The sequence below is a fragment of the Rathayibacter tritici genome (assembly GCF_002932875.1).
Lineage (GTDB): Bacteria > Actinomycetota > Actinomycetes > Actinomycetales > Microbacteriaceae > Rathayibacter > Rathayibacter tritici.
The window spans coordinates 1-21,148 of record NZ_PSWS01000051.1 but is presented as its reverse complement, the minus strand read 5'-3'; the positions used below and the strand labels follow the sequence as shown (position 1 = coordinate 21,148).

The window sequence follows — 21,148 nt, the reverse complement described above, 5'->3', positions numbered from 1 at the left end:
GGCACCTCGAGAGAGGCGACGTCAGCGCCGCCTGCGGACAGGTGGCGGACGTTCGCCCGGATAGCCGGAGGGGTCGACGGTGAGGCCGAGCGAGATGACCCGCTCCGCGTCCTTTCCTCCGACTCGACGAACGAGGAGACACTCCCTAGAAGCGCGAGCCCATCTCGGAGAGGCGGGCGACGCGGTCGGCGATCGGCGGGTGGGTCGCGAAGGGGCGCGCGACGACGCCCGGCTTCGACGGATCGGCGATCCAGAGGTGGGCCATCGAGCTGTTCTGGCGCTGCATCGGCCGCCCCGTGGACTCCAGCTTGAGCAGGGCGCGGGCGAGAGCATCGGGATGGCGAGTGGTCAGAGCACTGGTGGCATCGGCGAGGTACTCGCGCTGGCGCGAGATGGAGAGCTGCACCGCCGTCGCGACGATCGGCGCGAGGACCATCGACACCAGTCCGACGATCAGGAGCGCCGGATTGCCTCCGCCGTTGTTGGTGCCGCCGCGGCCGAAGAACGCGAGACGCAGGAACGCGTCCGAGAGGAAGCCGACCGCTACGACGAGCCCGAAGACAATCATCGAGACGCGGATGTCGTAGTTCCGGACGTGACCGAGTTCGTGGGCCATCACGCCCTCCAGCTCGGCGTCGTCCATGATCGCGAGGAGACCGGTCGTTGCAGCAACCACGGCGTGCTCCGGATCACGACCGGTCGCGAAGGCGTTGGGCGCAGGATCGTCGATGAGGTAGACCTTCGGCATCGGTGTGCCGGTCGCGATCGAGAGGTTCTCGACGATGCGGTACAGCCGCGGCTCTTGCGCCTTCTCGACGGGCACGCCTCCGCTCAGGGCGACCGCCTGTCCAGCGGCGAAGAAGTACTGGAACAGTGCGTATGCGGCAGCGATCACGAGCACCACCACCACGATCGCCGTGCTGCGGTAGACCGCGGAGGCGAGGGCGCCCAGGCCGCCGATGATCGCCAGGAAGAGAACGAGGATCAGGACGGTGTTGCGCTTGTTGCGGGCGATGGCACGGTACATGGGACCCGCCTAGAACTGGACGCGCGGGGGCTCCGAGATCGCGGCGAGAGTGCCGACCTCGAAGAAGTCGCGCTCCGAGAAGCCGAGCCGGCGAGAGAAGAGCGTGTTAGGGAACACCTTCACCTTGGTGTTCATCTCGCGTACTCCGCCGTTGTAGAAGCGACGGGCCGACTGGATCTTGTCCTCGGTGTCGACGAGCTCGCCCTGCAGCTGGAGGAAGTTCTGGCTCGCCTGGAGCTGCGGGTAGGCCTCTGCGACCGCGAAGATCGACTTCAGCGCGCTCTGCATGTGGTCCTCGGCGACGGAGGCCTCCGCCGGACCCTGCGCCTGCAGGGTCTCGGCGCGCGCCTGTGTCACCGACTCGAAGACCTGCCGCTCGTGCGAGGCGTAGCCCTTCACGGAGTCGATCACGTTCGGGATGAGATCGGCGCGCCGCTTCAGCTGAACGGTGATGTCGCTCCACGCCTCGTCCACACGGACGTTGAGGGTGACCAGCGAGTTGTACGTCGCCCAGAGGTAGACCCCGAGGATGACGACGAGCGCGACGACGACGATGAGCGGGACGAGCCATTCCATGCGGTCCAGTGTAGGGAGCACCCGGTGCCCGCCACCTGTCGATGAGGCGCATTCGCAGGGGCGGGGGCGGCCTACTTGAGCGTCTTCTGCAGCAGCACCGTGCTGAGCCAGCGCTCGAACTTGAAGCCGACTCGACCCATTCGGCCGACCTCGACGAAACCGAACTGCGCGTGCATCGCGAGCGATGCCTCCGCCCCCTTGTCGGCGATGACGGCCATGATCTGCCGGATTCCGACCGCCCTGGCCCGCTCGAGCAGCTCGGTCATCAGCGCCCTGCCCAGACCCTTGCCCGTCGACGCCGCGCGCAGGTAGATCGAATTCTCGACGGTGAAGCGGTAGGCGCGCTTGGACGACCACGGCGAGACCATCGCGTAGCCGAGGATCTGACCCGACGGCGAGACGGCAACGATGAAGGGGAGCCCGAGCTTCTGGTTGCGCGAGAACTTCGTGCGCCACTCCTTCAGCGTCGAGTCGTCCTCGTCGAAGGTGACCACCGTGTTGCGGACGTAGTGGTTGTAGATCTCCCGAATGTCCGGCAGGTCGACGTCGCGCGCCTCGCGGATCTCGAACGAGAAGTCGGGCTCGGGCGGCGGCGCCTTGCGCAGGTGCGGCGGCAGGACACGCCTCTGCTCGTACTCTTCCTCAAGCATCCGTGTCCCCTTCGGCTCCACCCATCGATCCGAGCCAGCGTAGCGGCCCCGTGGCCGCCGCCCCGCTCACGTGAGAGCGCTCCAGTCGACCGGCTCCGCGCCGCGCTCCACCAGCAGCGCGTTCGCTCGACTGAAGGGCCGGGAGCCGAAGAAACCGCGCGCGGCCGACAGCGGGCTCGGATGCGCGCTCTCGATCACTCCGGCCTGTCCCAGCATCGGGCGGAGCGACGCGGCGTCGCGACCCCAGAGGATCGCCACCAGCGGCGTCTCTCGCGCGGCAAGGGTGCGGATGGCGTGCTCGGTGACCACCTCCCAGCCCTTGCCGCGATGCGAGGCGGGAGCTCCGGGAGCGACGGTGAGCACGCGGTTGAGCAGCATCACTCCGCTCGATGTCCATCCGCTGAGGTCGCCGTGCGGGGGCGGTGCGACGCCGAGGTCGTCGCGCAGCTCGCGGTAGATGTTCTGCAGGCTCCTCGGCAGCGGGCGCACGTGGCGCTCGACGGCGAAGGAGAGGCCGATCGGATGCCCCGGCGTGGGGTACGGATCCTGCCCGACGATCAGGACGCGCACGTCGGCGAGCGGAGCGGCGAACGCGCGGAGGACGTCGCGGCCCGCCGGGAGGTAGGGCCGGCCGGCCGCGACCTCGGCGCGAAGGACGTCGCCCATCGCGGCGATTTCTCCGGCGACGGGAGCGAGCGCGTCGGCCCAGCCCTTATCGATCAGTCCCGCGGTGGCGAGTTCCTGAAGATCCATCGAGTCAGCCCGCCGCGAGCGTCGCGACGACGACTCCGGCATCGCTCCGGGTCACGCGCCACACCGATCCTGCGCCGCCCACGCGCAACGCGCCGGTGCCCACGATCAGCACGGTGGACTCATCGAGCGCGACACCACCGTCGACCAGGCCCGCCTCGACGGCCGCGACCAGGCGCCCGAGGGTGCCCCACTGCGCGGCGTGCACATCGACCGAGACGTCGATGAGGCCGATGCCCTCGAGCACCGTCACCTCGTCGAGCTCCTCCGCCGCGGCCTCCGGGGCGACCGCGACCGCTCCGATCCGGTGCCCGCCGACGATCGCGCGGTCGGCCGCGACCGCCGCTCCCGCCGAATAGCCGGCGTAGGGCACGCCGGAGGAGACAAGATCGCGCAGGCGCGGGAAGCAGTCGTGGAGCGCATCGCGGTAGGCGGGGGTGAGCCCTGCGCCGACGAAGATGCCGTCGACATTGTCGAGAACCGAGGGGTCGATCCTGCCGCCCTCCGGCTTCATCACGGCGAGCGGGTCGAGCGGGCCGACCGTCGCCAGCAGCGCCGCATAGCCGGAGTAGGCCTCCGGACCGAGCCCGTCGTGAACGACGACGATCGCGATGCGCGGCCCTTCGATGCGACCGGCGTCGAGGGCGTGCGTGCGCGCCTCCGCCAGGAACGCCCCGTACAACTCCTGGTCGTGCTCGGCGCCGCCTCCGCCGCCGATCAGGTGGACGCTCACTCGCCGTCCTCGGCGAGAGCTCCGTCCACCGGGGGCAGAGCCGACCAGGGGAAGACGATCCAGCGCGGGGTGCGGCGCCAGAAGAAGTCGGGCTCGAGAACGGTACGCGGCTTCGTGTAGAGGGTGACGGTGCGCACCTCGGCGCCCATCGCGCGAATGAGCGTCACCGAAAGGGCGAGGGTGTGGCCGGAGTCGGAGACGTCGTCGACCAGGAGGATGCGCTTGCCGCGGACCGACGCCTCGTCGAGCAGGGGCGGCAGCACGACGGGCTCCGCCAGACGCGCCTCGACGCCGGTGTAGAACTCGACGTTCAATGCCCCGCAACTCTTGATGCCGAGCGCGTAGGCCACCGCGCCCGCGAGCAGGAGTCCGCCCCGGGCGATGGCGACGACCAGCTCCGGGCGGTAGCCCGACGCCACCACATCGTCGGCCAAGTGGCGTGCTGCATCACCGAATTCGAGCCAGCCAAGCACCTCCTTCTCCGTAGCGGCGAGGAGGGCGGCGGAGTCGTCGGCGTCGGAAACCATGAGGGACAGGCTAGGCCGTCGCGGGCCGTCGCGTCACATCGGTCAGGCGCGCGGTGCCAGGGGCCTTCGTGCCACCTTGTGCGCGGCCGCCTGGGCGACCGGCTTGATGGTCACCAGGTCGAGGTTGATGTGGGCTGGCAGCTCGACGGCGGAGACGATCGCGGCCGCGACGTCCTCGGCGACGAGGGGATCGGTGACGCCCGCGTAGACGGCGTCGGCGCGCTCGCGGTCGCCGCGGAAGCGGACCAGCGCGAACTCGTCGGTGGCGACCATCCCGGGGGCGATCTCGATCACGCGGATCGGCTCCCCGGCCAGCTCGAGCCGCAGCACGGAGACGAGCGCGTGCGCGGCGAATTTGGAGGCGTTGTAGCCGCCTCCGCCTTCGTAGGCGGTGTGCCCGGCGATCGACGTGACCGTCACGATGTCGGCGGAGGAGCCGCTCCCCTGGATCCCCGCACGCAGCAGCGGGAGCAGCGCGCTGGTCACCAGCTTGACCGCCAGCACATTGATCTCGAACATACGGCGCCAGTCCTCGGCGTCGGACGTCTCGATCGGGTCGAGTCCGAACGCGACGCCCGCGTTGTTCACCAGGGCGTGTACCGGCCCTGACGCGGCCAGATGGTCGCGGAGCGCGTCGACCTGGGCGGCGTCGGTGAGGTCGGCGACGAAGAACCCGGCGCCCGTCCGGGCGGCGAGCGCCTGGAGTCGGTCGCGGCGGCGAGCGACAGCGACGACCTCCCAGCCGTGCTGCCGGAACAGGCGAACCGTCGCCGCTCCGATCCCCGAACTCGCTCCTGTCACCACAACGCGTCGATCCACGCCCGTTCCCTTCCGTCAAGCCTCGGACACCCTCGACTTCGTCGTCGCAGCCCAACGCTAGTCTGGCCGCGTGCCGCCCGCCGACCCGGCCCCCGCGACCACCGGGACCGCCGCTGCTCCCTCGCGCCGAGTGCCCCTCTGGGACAACGCGCGCTTTCTCTGCGTGACCCTCGTCGTGATCGGCCACGGGATCCAACGGCTGACAGCCCAGTCGGACACCGCGCTGATCGTCTACCTGGTGATCTATTCCTTCCACATGCCGGCTTTCGCGATCATCTCGGGCTACTTCTCGCAGAGTGGCGCGCCGAGCGCGCGGGCGATGCGCCGGGTGCTGACGGACATCCTGCTGCCCTACCTGATCATGGAGACGATCTGGACACTCGTGCAGTTCCTGGTCGAGGGCAAGCAGGAGTTCAATCCGACCAGGCCGAGCTGGACGCTGTGGTTCTTGCTCGCTCTGGGCATCTTCCGCCTGGTCCTCCCCTATCTGGCACTGCTGCGCTGGCCGCTGCTGATCAGCGTGGTGCTCGCGGTCGGGGTCAGCTACTACGACAACATCGACTCGACCTTCTCGCTCGCGCGCGCGATCGGGATCATGCCGTTCTTCATCTTCGGCTGGCGGCTGCGCGGTGTCACACCGGGTGGTCGTTCCGTGTTCGCGCGATGGCTGGCACAGCCGCCCGCGCGCGTACTCGGAGTCCGGATCGTCGCGGTCCTCTTCTTCGCGGTCGCGGTGGTCGTGATGAGCGTCAACATCGACGCGTTCCGCGCGGCCGACCTTCGGTTCTGGTTCTTCTACGACCGCCCCTACGACGCTCTCGGCGAGACGCAGTGGTGGGCCGGCCTCGTGCGCCTGGCGCTGATGGCGGCCGCCGCGGTCCTCTCACTCGCGCTGTTCGCCCTCGTTCCGCGCCGACGCACGCCGTTCACTGCGCGGGGCCGCTCGACGATGTACGTGTACCTGCTGCACAGCTTCGTCCTGTACCCGCTGCGGGAGTCAGGTGTCCTGTCCCGGACCGACAGCACGCTCGCGCTGGTGCTGATGATCCTGTTCTGCATCGGCGTCTCGATCGCCCTCTCGCTGGGTTGGACGCGCACCGTCTTCCACCGGCTGGTCGAGCCCCGCGCGGCCTGGCTGTTCGCCCCGGACGCCGACGCGCGGCCGGACCGCGCCGGCCCCACCGGAGCCGAGCGCGACCGGCAACCCGAGCGACGCTGACCGGCGTTACCCCGTGTGTCGGGGACCCTGGCCGCCGTTCAGGGGCGCGCGTACGCTCGTCGCGACGGAGACCGGCCCCGTCCTCGACCCCGACGATCCGATGGGAAGAATCATGACCGACTCCGAGAAGTGGCAGTTCGAGACCAAGCAGATCCACTCGGGAGCCGCACCGGACCCAGTGACCAGGGCCCGCGCGACGCCGATCTACCAGACCACCTCCTACGTCTTCGACAGTGCCGAGCACGCGCAGAACCTCTTCGCGCTCGCCGAGTTCGGAAACATTTACACGCGCATCCAGAACCCGACCCAGGCGGTTGTGGAGGAGCGCCTCACGGCTCTCGAGGGCGGATCGGGTGCCTTGCTGCTCGCGTCGGGCCAGGCGGCCGAGACCGCGGCCGTGCTGAACATCGCGCAGGCCGGCGACCACATCGTCTCGTCGTCCTCGATCTACGGCGGCACCTACAACCTGTTCAAGTACACCCTCGCCAAGCTCGGCATCGAGACCACCTTCGTCGAGAACCAGGATGACCAGGAGGAGTGGCGTCGCGCCGTCCGAGCGAACACCAAGCTGTTCTTCGCCGAGACCGTCGGCAACCCCAAGATCAACATCCTCGACATCCGCACTGTCGCCGATGTCGCACACGACGCCGGCGTGCCCCTGATCGTGGACAACACCATCGCGACGCCGTACCTGATCCGCCCCTTCGAGCACGGCGCGGACATCATCGTGCACTCGGCGACGAAGTTCCTCGGCGGGCACGGGACGGTCATCGGCGGCGCGATCGTCGACGGCGGCCGCTTCTCGTGGAGTAGGAACGCCAAGCGCTTCCCCGGCCTGACCACACCGGATGAGTCGTACCACGGCGCCGTCTACACCGCGGCAGTCGGCGACTCCCTCGCCTACATCATCAAAGCCCGCGTGCAGCTGCTGCGCGATTTCGGCGCCTCGATCGCCCCGGCCAGCGCCTGGCAGCTCATCCAGGGCATCGAGACCCTCTCGCTCCGGATCGAGCGCCACGTGCAGAACGCGCAGGAGATCGCGGAGCACCTGGAGAACCACTCGGACATCGCCTCGGTGAACTATTCGGGCCTGCCGACCTCGCCCTGGTACGCCGCAGCGAACCGCTACGCGCCGAAGGGTGTGGGCGCAGTGCTCTCGTTCGAGCTCAAGGGCGGAGTGGACGCTGGTCGCGCCTTCGTCGACTCGCTGGAGTTGTTCTCGCACCTCGCGAACATCGGCGATGTCCGCTCGCTGGTCATCCACCCCGCGTCGACCACGCACTCGCAGCTCTCGCCCGAGCAGCAGCTCACGGCCGGAGTCACGCCGGGCCTGGTGCGGTTGTCGGTCGGCCTCGAGAACATCGACGACCTCCGCGCCGACCTCGACCAGGCCCTCCGCGCTGCGCGCGCCGTCGTGGAGGCCTCGCGCGCGAACGCCTGAGCGTGCCGCCGACGCGGTGGGTTCCCCTGCCCCGTCCGGGGGATCCACCGCGCACTGGACCGGCCGAGGGCGAAGGCGCACGGGCAGGGCGTGACACCATAGACAGCGGTATGGACTGGCAGCAGACACTCGAGGACACGGTCCCATCGGCCTTCATCACGGAGCGTCAGCTCCTCTCGGTGATCGGCAAGCCGCCCGCCACCGGAGCGTGGCGAGAGGGCGACCACCCGGGCGGCCGCCGCTTCGTCGACCTCGGCCCGTTCGACTTCGAGGCCGGCGGACACCTCCCCCACGCCCGCATCGCCTACGAGAGCTGGGGCGAGCTGAACGCCCGGCGCGATAACGCCGTCCTCGTCCTGCACGCGCTGACCGGCGACTCCCACCTGATCGGCCGGGGCGACCCCGGCCACGCCACCGACGGCTGGTGGTCCGGACTGGTCGGCCCCGGGCTCGCGATCGACACGGACCGCTTCTTCGTGGTCGCCCCCAATATGCTCGGCGGCTGCCAAGGCTCCACCGGCCCCGCGTCCCTCGCTCCCGACGGCCGCGAGTGGGGCGCGCGTTTCCCCTACACGAGCATCCGCGACCAGGTGCGGGCACAGGTGCGGTTCAGCGAGCTGATCGGCGTCGAGTGCTGGCACACGGTCATCGGCGGCTCGATGGGCGGAATGCAGGCTCTGGAGTGGGGCATCGACCACGCCGAGCGCGTCGCCCGACTCGCGGTCCTCGCCGCTCCCCCGCGCGCCACCGCCGACCAGATCGCGCTCAACTTCGTGCAGCTGGAGGCGATCCGCACCGATGCGGCCTTCGCAGGCGGTGCCTACTACGACGCGGGCGACGGACAGGGGCCGTACCACGGCCTTGCGCTCGCCCGCAGAATGGCGCTGCTGAACTACCGCAGCCCCTCCGAGCTCAACGACCGCTTCGAGCGCAGCTGGCAGTCGGGGCTCAGCCCGCTCGGCGGCGGCGGCCGATTCGCCGTCGAGTCGTACCTCGACTTCCACGGCAACAAGTTCACCCGTCGCTTCGACGCGAACAGCTACATCACTCTGGTGGAGGCGATGAATTCGCATGACGTCGGTCGCGGCCGCGGCGGCGAGGCGGCGGCCCTCGGCCGGATCACCAGTCCCACGCTCGTGCTCGGCATCGACAGTGATCGCCTCTTTCCGGTCGAGGGGCAACGGATCATCGCCGCGCACGCTCCCGGCGCCCTCGACGGCGGAGCGGTCGCGGTGATCACGTCGCCGTTCGGCCACGACGGCTTCTTGATCGAGGACGACGCTGTAGGCGCCCACCTCGCCCGGCTGCTCGCGCACTCCGGCGACCGCCTCTCCGGCTGAGTCCGGCGCACTTCGACGTGCCGATCCGGTCCGACCGGCCCGGCCAGTGACTATCGTGTGTCGGGGGTGAGCCCCGCGCCACGATCGGAGGGGGCCAGAGCGTGCCGATGATCCGCAGCGCTCGCGAGCGCGACCGGCTACTGCGCCACTCCGCCTGCGGAGTCGGCCTGCTCACCGACGCGGGGGTACTGGGCATGGTACTCATTCCCGGGACCCTGCAGACCGCCGCCGTCCCCTTCGCCGTCGCCCTGCTCCTGGGCATGATGGCCGCCCATGTCGAGCTCGCGCGGTCGGGACGCCTCAGCCGCGTGATCGCCGTGGCGGTCGGCGGTGTGGTTCTGGTGTGGGGTCTCGCACTGGGGCTCGAATCGGGCGCGGACTTTGCCGGGTTCGTCCTGGTCAACACGGCGAACGCCGTGACCGCGAGTATCGCCGTGGTGGTGACGACCTCGTCGCGCCGCCTGGCCCTCGTGCTTCCGGTGCTGATCCCGAGCGTGATCCCCTCGGTGCTCGTCTCCACCGGTACCACGATCCCCGCCGTCCTCTTCCAGTCGCTGCTGCCCTGGGGCACGCTGTGCGGCTTCGCACTGTGGATCAGCACGGCGGTTCCCCGGGCGGTACGGCGGATCGACAGCATCGGCAACGCACACCGCGTCGAGCGACTGGCCAGCGAGACGGAGGCTCAGCGCCGACAGGGTGCTCGCCTCCTGCACGACACCGTCCTGGCCACGCTCACCCTCCTCGCACACTCGGGCCGCGGAGTGTCGGTCGACGCACTCCGGCAGCAGGCCGCCCAGGACGCGCAACTGCTGCGCCAACTGCGGCTCGGCGGAACACCGACGCCGAGCGCCTCCGGGTCCTACCAGCTGACCAGCGTGACCACCGCTCCGGCAGCCAACACCCTCGAGAGTGTCCGCCACCGCTTCGGCCGGATGGGTCTGGATGTCATCTGGCACGGCTCCGGCCAGGTGGCGCTCACGGGTGCCGCGCTCGACTCCTTCGTGCTCGCCCTCGCGGAATGCCTTGAGAACGTGCGCCGCCACTCCGGGGTCGCTTCGGCCGACGTGACGATCACCGAGGACGAGACGACCGTCCGCGCGATGGTCACGGATGCGGGCGCCGGGTTCGACATCGCGACCGTCCCGGACTCCAAGCTCGGCTTCAAGGAATCCGTGATCGCCCGGCTCGGTGATGTCGGTGGGCGCACCCGGCTGTTCAGCGCGCCGGGATCCGGGACCACGGTGGTGCTGGAAGTGCCCAAGTGAGCGCGGAACCCCGAGCGCCGGCGCCGCTGCTCGGCGGGGGCGGGTCCGGCCCGGCGGATCGCTCCGCCCGGTCGTGGCGGTCGGCGCGGTCGGCGCGCCGTCGGCAGGAGGGACTGGGCACCAATTACCTCGGCAGCGGCCTGAACGGCATCGCCGCCGCGATCCTGACCTTCCAGCTCCTGATCTTCCTCTCGACCTCGACCCGCTACAGCGACGTCGCACCCGCCGCGACCGCCTGGGTCCTCGTGATCCTCGCCTTCGGCTCCATCGTGCTCGCGATCCGCCTGAGCGGGCGGCGTCTCCCGCTCGCTGTCTACCTCTGCTTCCTCCTCGCGGTCGGCGTCGCCGTCGTGCTCGATCTGGTGGCGGTGATCGACTCTGGATCCGCGCGCACCGTCCCTACCGCCGCCGTCGCCGCGGCCGTCGCTCACGCCGCGCTGATCGTCCACCGGCGCGGAGTCGAGATCCTCGCGGTGGGCGTGCTCGTCTCGATCGCCGAGGTGGTCGTGTTCCTCTCGATGGAGTCCGGCGGCGCCGATGTGCTCTCGGTGCGGATCAGTGCACTCGTCGTGACACTCGCCCCGGCTGTCGTCGTGGTCGTGATGATGCGCGGGTTCCGCAGGATGGTGCAGCTCGAGACCGACCGCGCACTCGTGCAGAGCACCACCCTCGGCCCGCGCTACGCGGTCGGGATGCTCGCCTCCGAGGAGCTGGCACGGCTCGACCTGGCCGCCGAGCGCCTCCTCGCCGAGGTCGGGGACGGCTCGGTCCGCCTCCCCCTCGACGCCCAGCGCGCCGCCCATGCGACCTCGCTCGCCACGCAGCTCCGCCTCCACCTGATCGAGGGACGCCGCGAGACCTGGCTGCACCACGCCGTCCTCGAATCGGAGCTGCTCTCGCCCCTGGTCAACCTCGACGACCCGGACGGAACCGCCGGGCTCCTCGGCCACGACCAGCGCGACGGGCTCCTCTCAGCGATCTGGCTGATCGCCGACAGCGCGACCGGGCTCGCCGTGGTCCTGCACGTCGAATCGGGCAGCCCCCGTGATTCTGGAGCCGAGACGACGACCCGTGGCCTCCTCGTTCCGATCGTCCTTTACTCCTCAGGCGCGCCCTTGCGTGTAGTCGATCCTGCGACGTGGGAAGCTATCGCTCAGGTCGGCGTCTTTCGCGACACCTCGCGCGACGGGGAACTCCGAATCGAGATCGACTGCCTGGTCGACAACCCTGCCGACCGATGAGCAGCCGCCGTGAGGCCGTAGACGACCGACGACCGACGACCGAAGGACACCGATGACACCCACCGCTGAATCGAAGATCACGCTCGCAGTCGTGGACGACCATAAGATGCTCCTCGGGGCGCTGACGGAGTGGATTCGCGGAGCCGCCTCCGACATCCAGCTGGTCGCCGCAGTCGCCTCCTGGCCCGAGCTGCTCACGCACCCCGAGTTCCCCGTCGACGTCGTCCTCCTCGACCTCGACCTGAAGGACAACATCCCGATCTCGGTGAAGCTGTCGACGCTCAAGACCACCGGCGTCAAGACCGTCCTGATGAGCACCTACTCCGAGCCGGCCGTGGTGCGCGAAGCACTCGCCTCCGGCGCGCTCGGCTACCTGGTGAAGACCGAGGACGCCGACATGATCGTCGAAGCGATCCGCGCGGCCAAGGACGGCCACTCCTACATCTCCCACGAACTCGACATGGCGCTCTCCACCGGCGACTCCGACGGAGCCCCCAAGCTCAGCGCCCAGGAGCGGCGCGTAATGGCCCTCTACGGCGGAGGCGAACCGGTGAAGTCGGTCGCGTTCGAGCTGGGCATCTCGGAGGAGACGGCGAAGTCGTACCTCAAGCGGATCCGCGAGAAGTACCGCGTCGTCGGCATCGATGTGGGCACCAAGGTCGCGCTGCGCAAGCGCGCCATCCACGACGGCATCCTGATCGAGACGGACTAGGGGTCGGCCCCTCCGCGAGATGCCTCTTATGACGGGCCTCGCCGGCGTGTCGGCACCATAGGTGGCATCTCGCGGAGGATAGCGGTACCGGCACTCGGGCGGGCGAGGATGCGCTCGGCGAGGAGCGTCTTGCTCAGCCACGGGGGCAGGGACGGCAGGGTCCGGAGTGCGCGCCTCAGGGGTGAAGGACCGCGACTGTCATGCCGGGGGTGGTGGCGGGGGCGTCCATTGCGGCGAGGGCGGCGGGGAGATCCTCGAAGGGGATCGTGCGGCCGACGGACTCGGCGGGGCGCAGACGTCCGGCAACAACGTCATCCAGGAGGGCGGCGTAGCCACTGCGGGCGATGCCGTGGCTGCCGAGCAGCTCCAGCTCCAGGGCGATGACCCGGCCGAGTGGGATCGTCGGCGCCGCCTCGGGCCTGAGGAGCAGACCGACCTGCACGTGCCGGCCGCGCGGACGCAGCACGGCGATCGACGCCTCCGCTGTGACCCTGCTGCCGACGGCGTCGATCGCGAGATGCGCCCCTCCGCCGGTCGCCGCCCGAATCGCCTCGACGGCTCCTGAACCGCCCGCGACGACGACCGCACCGAGCGTCCGAGCAGCCTCGAGCGCCGCGGTCGACACGTCTGACGCCACCACCCGAGCCCCGGCCGCGAGCGCGACGATCACCGCGGACAGCCCCACCCCGCCGCAGCCGAACACCGCCACCCACTCCCCCGGGGCGACCCGCCCGCGCACGTGCAGAGCGTGGTAGGCGGTCCCGAAACGGCAGCCGAGCCCGGCAGCTTCGACGAAGCCGACTGCGTCGGGCAGGCGCACCAGATTCAGCTCCGCGTTCGGCACGACCAGCGCCTCAGCGAACGATCCATCGAGGGTAAAGCCCGGCTGCTCCTGGCGGAGGCACACCTGCGTCGCTCCCTCGCGGCACTGCTCGCAGTCACCGCAGGCGAACACGAAGGGGGCGGTGACCCGGTCGCCCACTGCAACGCGGGTGACGGCAGACCCGACCTCCGCTACCGTCCCCGCGAACTCGTGGCCGGGGATCTGCGGGAGCACAACGGAGTCGTCGTGCCCCTTCCACGCGTGCCAATCGCTCCGGCAGACCCCGGTCGCGGCGACCCGGACCACGGCCCCGTCGACGGGGCAGATCGGATCGGGCACCTCGACGATCTCGGGGAGGGCATCGAAGGAGGAGTAACTGACGGCGCGCATGACGCCAGTGTTCCAGAGCACCCGGTGCCGCCCCCGGACTCTGGCGCGCCCTGACCGTGCGAACCGCGCTCCGACGGCATCGCCGACGTTCGCAGCCAGCGACGTTCGCAGCCGATGCTGTCCTCAGGGACTCGCACTTCCTTCACCGGTTCTCTTCGTGCCGCCGCGGTCGCCGGAACAAGCGCCGCGACGCCGCTCGCCGCAGTGGCGAGAACACCGACTACGGCACAGAATCCAGCATCGGGCAGAGGATCGCCGGACGCCCTACAGCGCGTCGATGGGGATACCGTCGGTGCTCGGAGCGGTCGCCTCGCGGTGCACCGGGTAGACCGTCCCGCGGGCACGGTCGATAGCGATGCTGGTCAGCGCCAGCGCGATGCCCGCGGCGGTGAGGCCCACGCCGACCCAGATCGGCGAGAGATAGCCCAGGCCGACCGCGATCGTCAGGCCGCCGAGCGCTGCTCCGATCGAATTGCCGATGTTCAGGGCGGAGTGGTTGAGTGCCGCCGCGATGGTCTGGCTGTCGCGCGCGACGTCCATCAGCCGGGTCTGGATCGCCGGTGACGCGGCCGCCGAGAAGCCTGCGGCGAGGAACGCGAACACGACCAGGCCGACGATGGACGACGCCGAGAGGGCGAGCCCGATCAGCGAGACGCCGACACCCGCGTAGAACACCACGAGCGCGCGGCGTACGTCGCGGTCGGCCGCCCAACCGCCGACGAGGTTGCCCACGGTCATCCCGAGGCCGATAACGACCAGGATCCACGGCACCGCCCCCAGCGGCAGCCCGGTCACCTCAGTGGCGAGCGGCGAGATGTAGCTGTACATCGCGAAGAGGCCGCCGAAGCCGATGGCGCCCACCAGCAGTGTCATCCAGACCTGCAGGCGGCCGAAGGCGCGCACCTCGTTGCGGACGGTCGCGGCGGGATTTCCAGGCCGGGCGGGCACGAGCAGCTGCACGGCCACGACGGTCAGCGCGAAGAGAGCGGCGACGACGAGATAGGCGCTGCGCCAGCCCGCCACCTGGCCCACCCAGGTGATCGCCGGAACACCGACCACAGTGGCGATCGTGAGGCCGGAGAGAACGAAGGCGACACCCTTGCCGCGCTTGCCCGGGCCCATCAGGTCGGCCGCGACCAGAGAGGCGATGCCGAAGTAGGCGCCATGCGGCAGCGCCGCGACGAAGCGTGCTGCGAGGACGAGCGGGAAGCTCGGCAGCAGCGCCGAGCCGATCGTTCCGATCGTGAAGGCGACGAGAAGGGTCAACAGGAGGCGCTTGCGCGGCCAGCGCGCCGCTGCGGCCGCGATCGTGGGCGCACCGACCACCACCCCGAGCGCGTAGGCCGAGATCAGCATCCCGGCCTGCGAGACGGCCTGCTCCTGACTCTCGGCGTAGACACCGGGCAGGAGGTCGGCGGCTAATTGCGGGAGCAGTCCCATCGCCACGAACTCGGTGGAGCCGATACCGAAGCCCCCCATCGCGAGGGCGAGCAGGGCGAGTCGGGTTCGAGCGGGCGAGAGTGTCACCGGACAAGGTTACCGAGGATCGACAGGATGTCGAATCGATTCGAACCCGGCGCCGGCTCGCGCGCCACGAGTGCGCCCGGCGCTCTCCGGCTACTCCCCGAGCGCCTCGTTCAGCCGGGCGATCTTCCCGTCGATCTCGCCCGAGTACCCAGGGCGGATGTCGGCCTTGAGCACGAGCGAGACCCGAGTCCCGAATGCGCCCACCGCCTCCGTCGCCCGCCTGATCACGTCGAAGACCTCATCCCACTCGCCCTCGATCTCGGTGAACATCGACGTCGTGCGCGACGGCAGCCCACTCTCGCGGACGATGCGGACAGCGGCGGCGACCGCGTCGTGGACCGACGCGTCGGGCGCTTCGCCCCCGGACGGTGCGACCGAGAATGCGACGAGCATGGGAGCCTCCCTGACTGCGCCGCCGGGAGTCGGCCGCGCTCCGTCCGAGCCTACGAGCCCTGGGCCGCGAGGCGCGCCTGCCCGGTCAGCGCCGGCTCCGACAGCGTGATGCCGCGCGCCGTGCCGATCCGCCACAGCTCCCGCAGCAGCCAGCCGAGCAGCACGACGAGCAGGACGTTCCGCACGCTCAGCACGAGCACCATCCACCAGTGCGACCAGAGCAGGAAGAGATAGAGGTACGGGTAGACCACCTGGGTCAGCGCCGCAGTGAGCATCGTCAGCTTCGCCGGACGGTCGAAGGAGCCGTCGCGGCATGCGATCAGCCCCGCGATCACCGGCGGCGCGAGCCAGACGATGTATTGCGGCGAGAGCACCTTGTTGGTGTCGATGAAGACGACCACGAAGGTGAGCGCAAGCAGCGGGAACAGCCGTGCCGCGTCCGCTTGCCGCGCGAGGGCCCGCGCTCCGAGCACAGCCACGCCCAGCATTGCCAGGGCGAGCAGCGGAGTCATCAGGCTTGCCGCGAACTCGGTGCCCGGCCCGTGCATCTCGAACGTGTTGATGTCGGCCGCGTAGTAGACGTAGCTACCGGTGCCCGGGACGACCGACAGCCACATCCACGGGGTGCTGACGACGGCCTCAATCTGGAGGCCGCGGTCGGTCTGGTCGGTGACGAAGCTGAAGACCTGGTCACCGCCGCCGACGAAGACGACCGCGAGCACGAGGAGCACCGAGATGACCGCTGGCACGAGGATCATCCGCACCCGGCCGCGCAGCACGAGGACAGCGGCAGCGAGGATCGCGGCGGGCCACACCTTGATCCAGGTGGCGACCGTCAGCAGAGCTGCGGCGACGCCCGGCCGAGTCGCGGCCCAGAGCATCCCGGCGATGGCGGGAGGCGTGGTGAACGCGTCGATCCGGCCGATCGCGATCGGCCCGAGCAGGACGAGGAACAGCAGCCACCAGCGTGCCGCGGCGAGGCGCGGGGCCGAGCGGCGCCGCAGCAAAAGGGCGAACACGGCGGCGTCGGCGAGGGCGACGAGGACGAGCCACACGAGGTCGTAGCCCGCCGCGCCGAAGAGCCACGAGGCGGCGATCGGGCCCCAGGCGAGGATCGGGTAGACCCAGCCCGTGTCGATCCCGGCGATCCCGCCACCCTCGACGGCGGTTCTCATCCACTCGCGGTAGACGATGCTGACGTCGCCCATCGGAAGGCCGGGTGCGAACAGCGCCAGGAGCGAGAGCAGCACGTGCACGAGCGCGAAGCCGCCCCAGAGCACGGCGACGGAGTCGCGGTTCTCGCGCAGCCGGGTGAGGGGGCGGGAGAACGCTCGAGGAGGGGAGGACGGCACCGCGTCATTGTAGAGGGGCCGCTCAGCGGGACGCTGGCAGCGGCACTGCCCGCGCGGGAAGCGGCGCTCCCTGGACGCGTCAGTACCCGGCGAACGCGTCGGTGCGGATCCGTTTCGCCCCCGCGGCCCGCAGCGCACCGCGAACGGAGTCGACGAAGGACGGCGATCCGGAGACGTAGCCGACCCGTCGGCCCGCGTCCGGCACGGCGTCGGCGAGCAGTTCGGCGCTCAGGCGTCCGGACACGTGCGACCAGCCGCTGGGCAGGTCGGCCGGGGCCTCCTTCGAGCAGAGTACGACCCGCGCACCCGACTCCTGCAGCACATCGCGGTAGGCCACGTCCGCGAGGCTCGGCGCAGCGACCACGACGACCACGTCCCGCTCCGGCCCTCCCGCGAGGGAGCGCAGCTGGCTCGCGAACGGGGTGATCCCGATGCCGCCGGCCACCAGCAGCAGCGGCACGGAGGGGTCGGCCGGCAGGACGAAGTCGCCGCCGACGCTCGTCGCGCGCAGCGAGTCGCCGGGTTCCAGGGCGGCGAGCGCTCGCTTGAAGCTGCTGGCCTTCTCGGGCATCCGCAGCGCGATCGCGATCTCGCCGTTCGCGGGAGCCGAGGAGACGGAGAAGGTGCGACGGCTCCCCCGGCTGTCGGCGCGGTGCGGCAGGTCGAGCTCGAGCCACTGACCCGGCTCGAATGGCAGCGGAAAGCGGGAGCGGAAGCGGTACTCGGCGATGCCGGGGGCCAGCACGCGAGTCGAGGCCAGCTCGAGCGTGTGCCGACGGCGCTGGCGGTACGCGACAGCGAAGGCGAGCGCATTGCCGACGACGAGGCCCAGCTCCGGAGTGGCGGAGATCACGCCGATGTGGAACGGCACGCTCGCCACCAGTGCGGCGACAACCGCGATGATCAGCTGCTGCGAGCGGCGGGGTGCGAGCGTGAGCGGCTCGGTCAGCATGAAGGCGCCGGCGAAGACGAAGGGGTAGGCGGTGAAGACCAGGGAGGCCGCGGCCCCGAGCTCTTGACCGTTCAGGACGGCCTGCTGCACCGAGACTCCGCCCGCCACGAGCACGAAGACGGCGAAGACGGCGAAGCGCCGGACCCGCGCGACGACCAGAAGAGAACCCACGACGACGAACGGCCAGATCGCGCCGCTGGCGATCCACCAGGCTCCGGCGGTGAGCCCGGTGAATCCGATGATCAGCACGGCCACCGCGGCCGGATTGAAGAGGTGCCGACCGCGCCAGGCGAGGACGTACTTGGAGGCGGCCGCGATTGCGCCGACGAGAGCGATCACCGCCAGCCCGCGCGGATCCGCCGTCGGGAAGAGGAGGCACGCGATCAGCAGCCCCGTGACAAGGGAGGACTCGAGGTGCGCGCGGCTGCGGAAGAGCCTCGCGAGGACCGCGCTCACGAGGGCGGTCGAGGCGACCGCGACCAGAGTGCTGCCGAGGATCTCGAGCGGAGTCGAGAAGATCAGGCCGGCCGAGGCGTAGCCGACGGCGAGGAGCAGGAGCGCGGCGAGCGTCATCCAGACCAGCCGGTAGGTGGTGACGCGGCCGAGGGCGCGGTCGAGTGTGCCGATCATCGGAAGACCTCTCCGGGGAAGGAAGACGAGTAGTGGAGGGTGCCGTCGCTGCGGACGCGGACGAACTCGAAGTCGAAGCGCTCGGCGAGGGTCTCGGGCGGGCAGACGAACAGCGCGGTCGCGAGCCCGTCGGCGACGAGGGCCGTGTCGGCCACCGCCCAGGTGGCGACAATGCTCTCGACCGGAGCGCCGGTCCGCCCGTCAAGGACATGGTGGAGGCCGCTGCCCCAGGCCCGGCGGTTGCTCGCGGAGCCGCAGAGCGCGCGATCTCCGGGCAGGGCCACGCCGATCGCGCTGCTGGCGTCCCACGGGTGCTCGAGGCCGACCCGGTAGGCTCCGGCGCCCGTGCCGCGGAGGTCGCCGCTGGCGTCGACGAGGGCGGGCCCGACTCCGTCGAGCTCATCGAGCACGAGGTCGACGAGCTGCCCTTTGCCGGCCGCGCCGACGTCGACGACGGTGCCCGGCTCGATCCGGAGTCCTGCCGCGCCGTACCGGGCCGCTGCCCAGGCCGGGGCCGCGGCCGCGGGTCCGCGGGGCACGAGGGTGTAGGCGGGGTCGTAGCCGAGCTGTTCGAGCGGGCCGCCGACGAACGGAGTCACGGCGCCGCCGGTCAGCTCGTCGAGCACGTCGTAGAGGGCGAAGAGCTCGTCGGCCTCGGCGGGGAAGACGCGCTCGCCCCCCTCGCGCAGCTGGGAGACGGCGGAGTCCGCGCGGAAGCGCGACCAGGTGCGGTCGTACTCCGTGATGCGCGCCGTCACCCGGGCACGCCGGGACGCGTCGAGCGGCTCGGCAGTGTCGATGTGCCAGGTGGTGCCGATCGCGTCGAATCGCCACCCGTGATCGAGGGTGGGCGCCGGATCAGGCCGTGGCATCGGCCTTGATGGTCTCGACGGCGTCGTTGAAGCCGCCGGAGGTGAGGGAGGATCCCGACACCTTCGAGACCTTCAGGTCGTCGAGCGACTTGCCGACGACCTCGCCCGAGATACCGCTGGCGAAGCGCCCCTGGTACTGCTGGCCGGTCGGGTTCTCCGACTCCGGGGTCACGGTCACGTCGGTGACGACCCCGCCCGCGAGAGTCAGCGACACGCCGACCTTCTCGTTGCCGCCGGGCGAGGTGTAGGAGCCTTCGGCCTGGTAGGTGCCGTCAGCGTAACTGCTGCCGCTCGCGGCGGCGGTGTCGCTGTCGGTCGACGCGGGGGTCGAGCCGGTGGCGGTGGTCGGAGAGGTGGCGGTCGCCGCGTCGGCGTCGTTCCCGGTCGTGGTGGGGCTGGAGCAGGCGGCGAGGGCGGCGAGCGTACCGGCTCCGGCGAGGAGGGTCAGGGCGTAGCGGGCGGGAGTCGTGGTCTTCGCGGTCATGTCTGTTCTCCTGGTCAAGGCGGACGCGGCGGATCCGACGGTAGGGGTGCTCGCTTCGAGCATTCGATGAAGCGGCGGTGCGGGCCCGGTGAACCGGATTGCGGGTGTCGCTTCTCCTAGAACAACGGCGGCGGTTCCCCTTCGGTTCAGCGATCGCCGCCCGGGTGTGTCAGCGCAGGACGGCTGCGACGACTCCAGGCAGGTGCTCGGCGATGTCCAGGGCCGCGATCGGCCCGCCCGCGGAGGCGGCGCGGCCCGCTTCTGCGTGGAGCACCGCGGCGGCGGCGGCGAGCGGAGCGAGGTCCTCGGCCTTCAGCGTTGTGCCTGCTGTTTCGGCGTCGGCGGAGCGGCCGGCGACGAGCGCGCCGAGCACACCGCCGAGGACGTCGCCGCTGCCCGCGGTCGCGAGCCAGGGCGTGGATCCGGACACCTCGAGCTCCGTGCCACCGGCGACCACGTGGGTGGTGCTTCCCTTGAGCAGCACGCAGACTCCGAGGCGGTCGGCCGCGCGGCGCGCCCACTCCCCCGGCGCCGCCGCGATGGTGGCGGCGTCCACGTTCAGGCCCGCCCGGCTGAGAACTCGTGCGAGTTCGCGGTAGTGCGGCGTGATGACGACCGCTCCGGCGACCTCGTCGATCAGGTCGAGGGCGCCTGCGTCGAGCACGACTGGAACTCCCGAGTGCAGCTGCTCGATCAGCGTGCGCCGCTGGTCGTCGTCCCGGTCGTTCGCGCTGGTTCCGGAGCCGACCAGCCAGGCCTGCACGCGTCCCCCCGCAGTCACCACCTCCGGTCGCCGCGCGAGCACGAGCCCCGAGGGCCGCTCCGGCCCGAGGTACCGGACCATGCCGATCCCCGTCCGCACCGCCGCTTCGACACCGAGCACCGCCGCTCCCGGGTACTGCTCCGACCCCGTAGCGACCCCCAGCACCCCCCGCGTGTACTTGTCGTCACCCTCCCGCGGCACCCGAACACTCCGCACCGCCTCCGCCATCCCGACCCGCTCACACATCCACCTCAAGGACGTCCTCGACCTCGACGGCGACACCGAAGGCGCGAAGTTCCGCCTCCCCGTCCCCGCGAAACGGATCCGCCAACTCGCCTCGATCTTCGAAGCCACCGACCTCGAAGACGCCCTCGCGATCATGCGACGCACAGGAGCCCACCTCGCGCGCGCGTTCGACGAGACGGGCCGCGCCACGGGAGTGCTGTTCCTGGAGGACATTATTGAGGAGCTTGTCGGCGAAGTCGACGACGCCACCCGTCGCTAGGCGCGGGCGCTGGAGGGGGCATTCGCGGCGTTGTCGTCGGGCGCGATACCGCCGGTATCGCTTCCTCCTCCGCCTTGCGACTGCCCCCTCCAGCACCCGCGCCTAGCGACGGGTGGCGTCGTCGACTTCGCCGACAAGCTCCTCAATAATGTCCTCC

Annotated in this window: 22 protein-coding genes; 7 read left to right on the top strand and 15 right to left on the bottom strand. The window is 70.6% G+C overall.

What is annotated here, in order from left to right; genetic code table 11:
* Positions 1–145: 145 nt before the first annotated feature.
* The 7 genes from C5D07_RS08315 to C5D07_RS08285 form a co-directional block, all read right to left on the bottom strand.
* Positions 146–1,027, bottom strand: a complete 882-nt coding sequence (locus tag C5D07_RS08315) for a M48 family metalloprotease (RefSeq protein WP_104259113.1) — start codon at positions 1,025–1,027, stop codon at positions 146–148.
* 9 nt (positions 1,028–1,036) lie between these two features.
* Complete coding sequence (locus C5D07_RS08310) at positions 1,037–1,603, bottom strand: LemA family protein (RefSeq protein WP_104259112.1); 567 nt, start codon at positions 1,601–1,603, stop codon at positions 1,037–1,039.
* A gap of 71 nt (positions 1,604–1,674) precedes the next feature.
* Positions 1,675–2,253, bottom strand: a complete 579-nt coding sequence (locus C5D07_RS08305) for a GNAT family N-acetyltransferase (protein ID WP_104259111.1) — start codon at positions 2,251–2,253, stop codon at positions 1,675–1,677.
* A gap of 66 nt (positions 2,254–2,319) precedes the next feature.
* On the bottom strand, positions 2,320–3,006 hold the full coding sequence (locus tag C5D07_RS08300; protein WP_237358158.1) for a uracil-DNA glycosylase: 687 nt from the start codon (positions 3,004–3,006) through the stop codon (positions 2,320–2,322).
* A 4-nt stretch (positions 3,007–3,010) separates the two neighbouring features.
* On the bottom strand, positions 3,011–3,736 hold the full coding sequence (locus tag C5D07_RS08295) for a type 1 glutamine amidotransferase family protein (protein WP_084415942.1): 726 nt from the start codon (positions 3,734–3,736) through the stop codon (positions 3,011–3,013).
* Positions 3,733–4,263 carry a phosphoribosyltransferase gene (locus C5D07_RS08290; RefSeq protein ID WP_068254299.1) on the bottom strand — a complete coding sequence of 177 codons (531 nt, stop codon included), beginning with the start codon at positions 4,261–4,263 and terminating at the stop codon, positions 3,733–3,735. The genes C5D07_RS08295 and C5D07_RS08290 overlap by 4 nt, the downstream gene beginning before the upstream one ends.
* 42 nt (positions 4,264–4,305) lie before the next feature.
* Positions 4,306–5,082: an SDR family oxidoreductase gene (locus C5D07_RS08285; RefSeq protein WP_249028205.1), complete on the bottom strand. Its 777-nt coding sequence runs from the start codon at positions 5,080–5,082 to the stop codon at positions 4,306–4,308.
* A gap of 70 nt (positions 5,083–5,152) precedes the next feature.
* Between C5D07_RS08285 and C5D07_RS08280 the strand changes: the two genes are divergently transcribed.
* The 6 genes from C5D07_RS08280 to C5D07_RS08255 all read left to right on the top strand — a co-directional run bounded on the left by C5D07_RS08280 (position 5,153) and on the right by C5D07_RS08255 (position 12,300).
* The gene (locus C5D07_RS08280; RefSeq protein WP_249028204.1) at positions 5,153–6,301 is read left to right on the top strand and encodes an acyltransferase family protein; all 1,149 of its coding nucleotides are present in this window, start codon (positions 5,153–5,155) and stop codon (positions 6,299–6,301) included.
* A 112-nt stretch (positions 6,302–6,413) separates the two neighbouring features.
* On the top strand, positions 6,414–7,742 hold the full coding sequence (locus tag C5D07_RS08275) for a bifunctional o-acetylhomoserine/o-acetylserine sulfhydrylase (protein WP_104259110.1): 1,329 nt from the start codon (positions 6,414–6,416) through the stop codon (positions 7,740–7,742).
* 110 nt (positions 7,743–7,852) lie between these two features.
* Positions 7,853–9,082 (top strand): homoserine O-acetyltransferase MetX, encoded by a 1,230-nt coding sequence (metX, locus tag C5D07_RS08270; protein ID WP_104259109.1) that lies wholly within the window; start codon positions 7,853–7,855, stop codon positions 9,080–9,082.
* A 107-nt stretch (positions 9,083–9,189) separates the two neighbouring features.
* Complete coding sequence (locus C5D07_RS08265; RefSeq protein WP_068254308.1) at positions 9,190–10,347, top strand: sensor histidine kinase; 1,158 nt, start codon at positions 9,190–9,192, stop codon at positions 10,345–10,347.
* On the top strand, positions 10,344–11,588 hold the full coding sequence (locus tag C5D07_RS08260) for a hypothetical protein (RefSeq protein WP_104259108.1): 1,245 nt from the start codon (positions 10,344–10,346) through the stop codon (positions 11,586–11,588). Before C5D07_RS08265 ends, C5D07_RS08260 begins: the two co-directional genes overlap by 4 nt.
* A gap of 52 nt (positions 11,589–11,640) precedes the next feature.
* Positions 11,641–12,300: a response regulator gene (locus C5D07_RS08255; RefSeq protein ID WP_068254310.1), complete on the top strand. Its 660-nt coding sequence runs from the start codon at positions 11,641–11,643 to the stop codon at positions 12,298–12,300.
* Between the two features lie 175 nt (positions 12,301–12,475).
* Here C5D07_RS08255 and C5D07_RS08250 read toward each other — a convergent pair whose 3' ends face one another.
* From C5D07_RS08250 to C5D07_RS08215, 8 genes are all read right to left on the bottom strand, one after another.
* Positions 12,476–13,513, bottom strand: a complete 1,038-nt coding sequence (locus tag C5D07_RS08250; protein WP_068254311.1) for an alcohol dehydrogenase catalytic domain-containing protein — start codon at positions 13,511–13,513, stop codon at positions 12,476–12,478.
* 264 nt (positions 13,514–13,777) lie between these two features.
* Entirely contained in the window at positions 13,778–14,992 is a 1,215-nt protein-coding gene (locus tag C5D07_RS08245) for an MFS transporter (protein WP_104259132.1), read from the bottom strand.
* 138 nt (positions 14,993–15,130) lie between these two features.
* On the bottom strand, positions 15,131–15,433 hold the full coding sequence (locus C5D07_RS08240) for a thiamine-binding protein (RefSeq protein WP_068254312.1): 303 nt from the start codon (positions 15,431–15,433) through the stop codon (positions 15,131–15,133).
* Positions 15,434–15,483: 50 nt separating this feature from the next.
* On the bottom strand, positions 15,484–16,785 hold the full coding sequence (locus tag C5D07_RS08235; RefSeq protein WP_104259107.1) for a glycosyltransferase 87 family protein: 1,302 nt from the start codon (positions 16,783–16,785) through the stop codon (positions 15,484–15,486).
* A 79-nt stretch (positions 16,786–16,864) separates the two neighbouring features.
* The gene (locus C5D07_RS08230; RefSeq protein WP_104259106.1) at positions 16,865–18,367 is read right to left on the bottom strand and encodes an oxidoreductase; all 1,503 of its coding nucleotides are present in this window, start codon (positions 18,365–18,367) and stop codon (positions 16,865–16,867) included.
* Positions 18,364–19,239 (bottom strand): FAD:protein FMN transferase, encoded by an 876-nt coding sequence (locus C5D07_RS08225; protein WP_104259105.1) that lies wholly within the window; start codon positions 19,237–19,239, stop codon positions 18,364–18,366. The genes C5D07_RS08230 and C5D07_RS08225 overlap by 4 nt, the downstream gene beginning before the upstream one ends.
* A complete protein-coding gene (locus C5D07_RS08220) occupies positions 19,226–19,723 on the bottom strand; it encodes an FMN-binding protein (protein WP_068254315.1) in 498 nt (165 codons plus the stop codon). Before C5D07_RS08220 ends, C5D07_RS08225 begins: the two co-directional genes overlap by 14 nt.
* 169 nt (positions 19,724–19,892) lie before the next feature.
* Positions 19,893–20,651: an ADP-dependent NAD(P)H-hydrate dehydratase gene (locus C5D07_RS08215; protein WP_428839188.1), complete on the bottom strand. Its 759-nt coding sequence runs from the start codon at positions 20,649–20,651 to the stop codon at positions 19,893–19,895.
* Between C5D07_RS08215 and C5D07_RS16425 the strand changes: the two genes are divergently transcribed.
* Positions 20,566–20,991: a hypothetical protein gene (locus tag C5D07_RS16425; protein ID WP_428839189.1), complete on the top strand. Its 426-nt coding sequence runs from the start codon at positions 20,566–20,568 to the stop codon at positions 20,989–20,991. The two genes, C5D07_RS08215 and C5D07_RS16425, sit on opposite strands and share 86 nt — an antisense overlap.
* Positions 20,992–21,148: the final 157 nt, after the last annotated feature.

Coding starts and splice junctions, on each gene's coding strand:
- C5D07_RS08310 (WP_104259112.1), bottom strand. CDS start 1,603: ATGGAATGGCTCGTCCCGCTCATCGTCGTCGTCGCGCTCGTCGTCATC.
- metX (WP_104259109.1), top strand. CDS start 7,853: ATGGACTGGCAGCAGACACTCGAGGACACGGTCCCATCGGCCTTCATC.
- C5D07_RS08250 (WP_068254311.1), bottom strand. CDS start 13,513: ATGCGCGCCGTCAGTTACTCCTCCTTCGATGCCCTCCCCGAGATCGTC.
- C5D07_RS08230 (WP_104259106.1), bottom strand. CDS start 18,367: ATGATCGGCACACTCGACCGCGCCCTCGGCCGCGTCACCACCTACCGG.
- C5D07_RS08300 (WP_237358158.1), bottom strand. CDS start 3,006: ATGGATCTTCAGGAACTCGCCACCGCGGGACTGATCGATAAGGGCTGG.
- C5D07_RS08220 (WP_068254315.1), bottom strand. CDS start 19,723: ATGACCGCGAAGACCACGACTCCCGCCCGCTACGCCCTGACCCTCCTC.
- C5D07_RS08240 (WP_068254312.1), bottom strand. CDS start 15,433: ATGCTCGTCGCATTCTCGGTCGCACCGTCCGGGGGCGAAGCGCCCGAC.
- C5D07_RS08255 (WP_068254310.1), top strand. CDS start 11,641: ATGACACCCACCGCTGAATCGAAGATCACGCTCGCAGTCGTGGACGAC.
- C5D07_RS08225 (WP_104259105.1), bottom strand. CDS start 19,239: ATGCCACGGCCTGATCCGGCGCCCACCCTCGATCACGGGTGGCGATTC.
- C5D07_RS16425 (WP_428839189.1), top strand. CDS start 20,566: ATGCCGATCCCCGTCCGCACCGCCGCTTCGACACCGAGCACCGCCGCT.
- C5D07_RS08275 (WP_104259110.1), top strand. CDS start 6,414: ATGACCGACTCCGAGAAGTGGCAGTTCGAGACCAAGCAGATCCACTCG.
- C5D07_RS08290 (WP_068254299.1), bottom strand. CDS start 4,263: ATGGTTTCCGACGCCGACGACTCCGCCGCCCTCCTCGCCGCTACGGAG.
- C5D07_RS08265 (WP_068254308.1), top strand. CDS start 9,190: ATGATCCGCAGCGCTCGCGAGCGCGACCGGCTACTGCGCCACTCCGCC.
- C5D07_RS08315 (WP_104259113.1), bottom strand. CDS start 1,027: ATGTACCGTGCCATCGCCCGCAACAAGCGCAACACCGTCCTGATCCTC.
- C5D07_RS08305 (WP_104259111.1), bottom strand. CDS start 2,253: ATGCTTGAGGAAGAGTACGAGCAGAGGCGTGTCCTGCCGCCGCACCTG.
- C5D07_RS08245 (WP_104259132.1), bottom strand. CDS start 14,992: ATGGGGGGCTTCGGTATCGGCTCCACCGAGTTCGTGGCGATGGGACTG.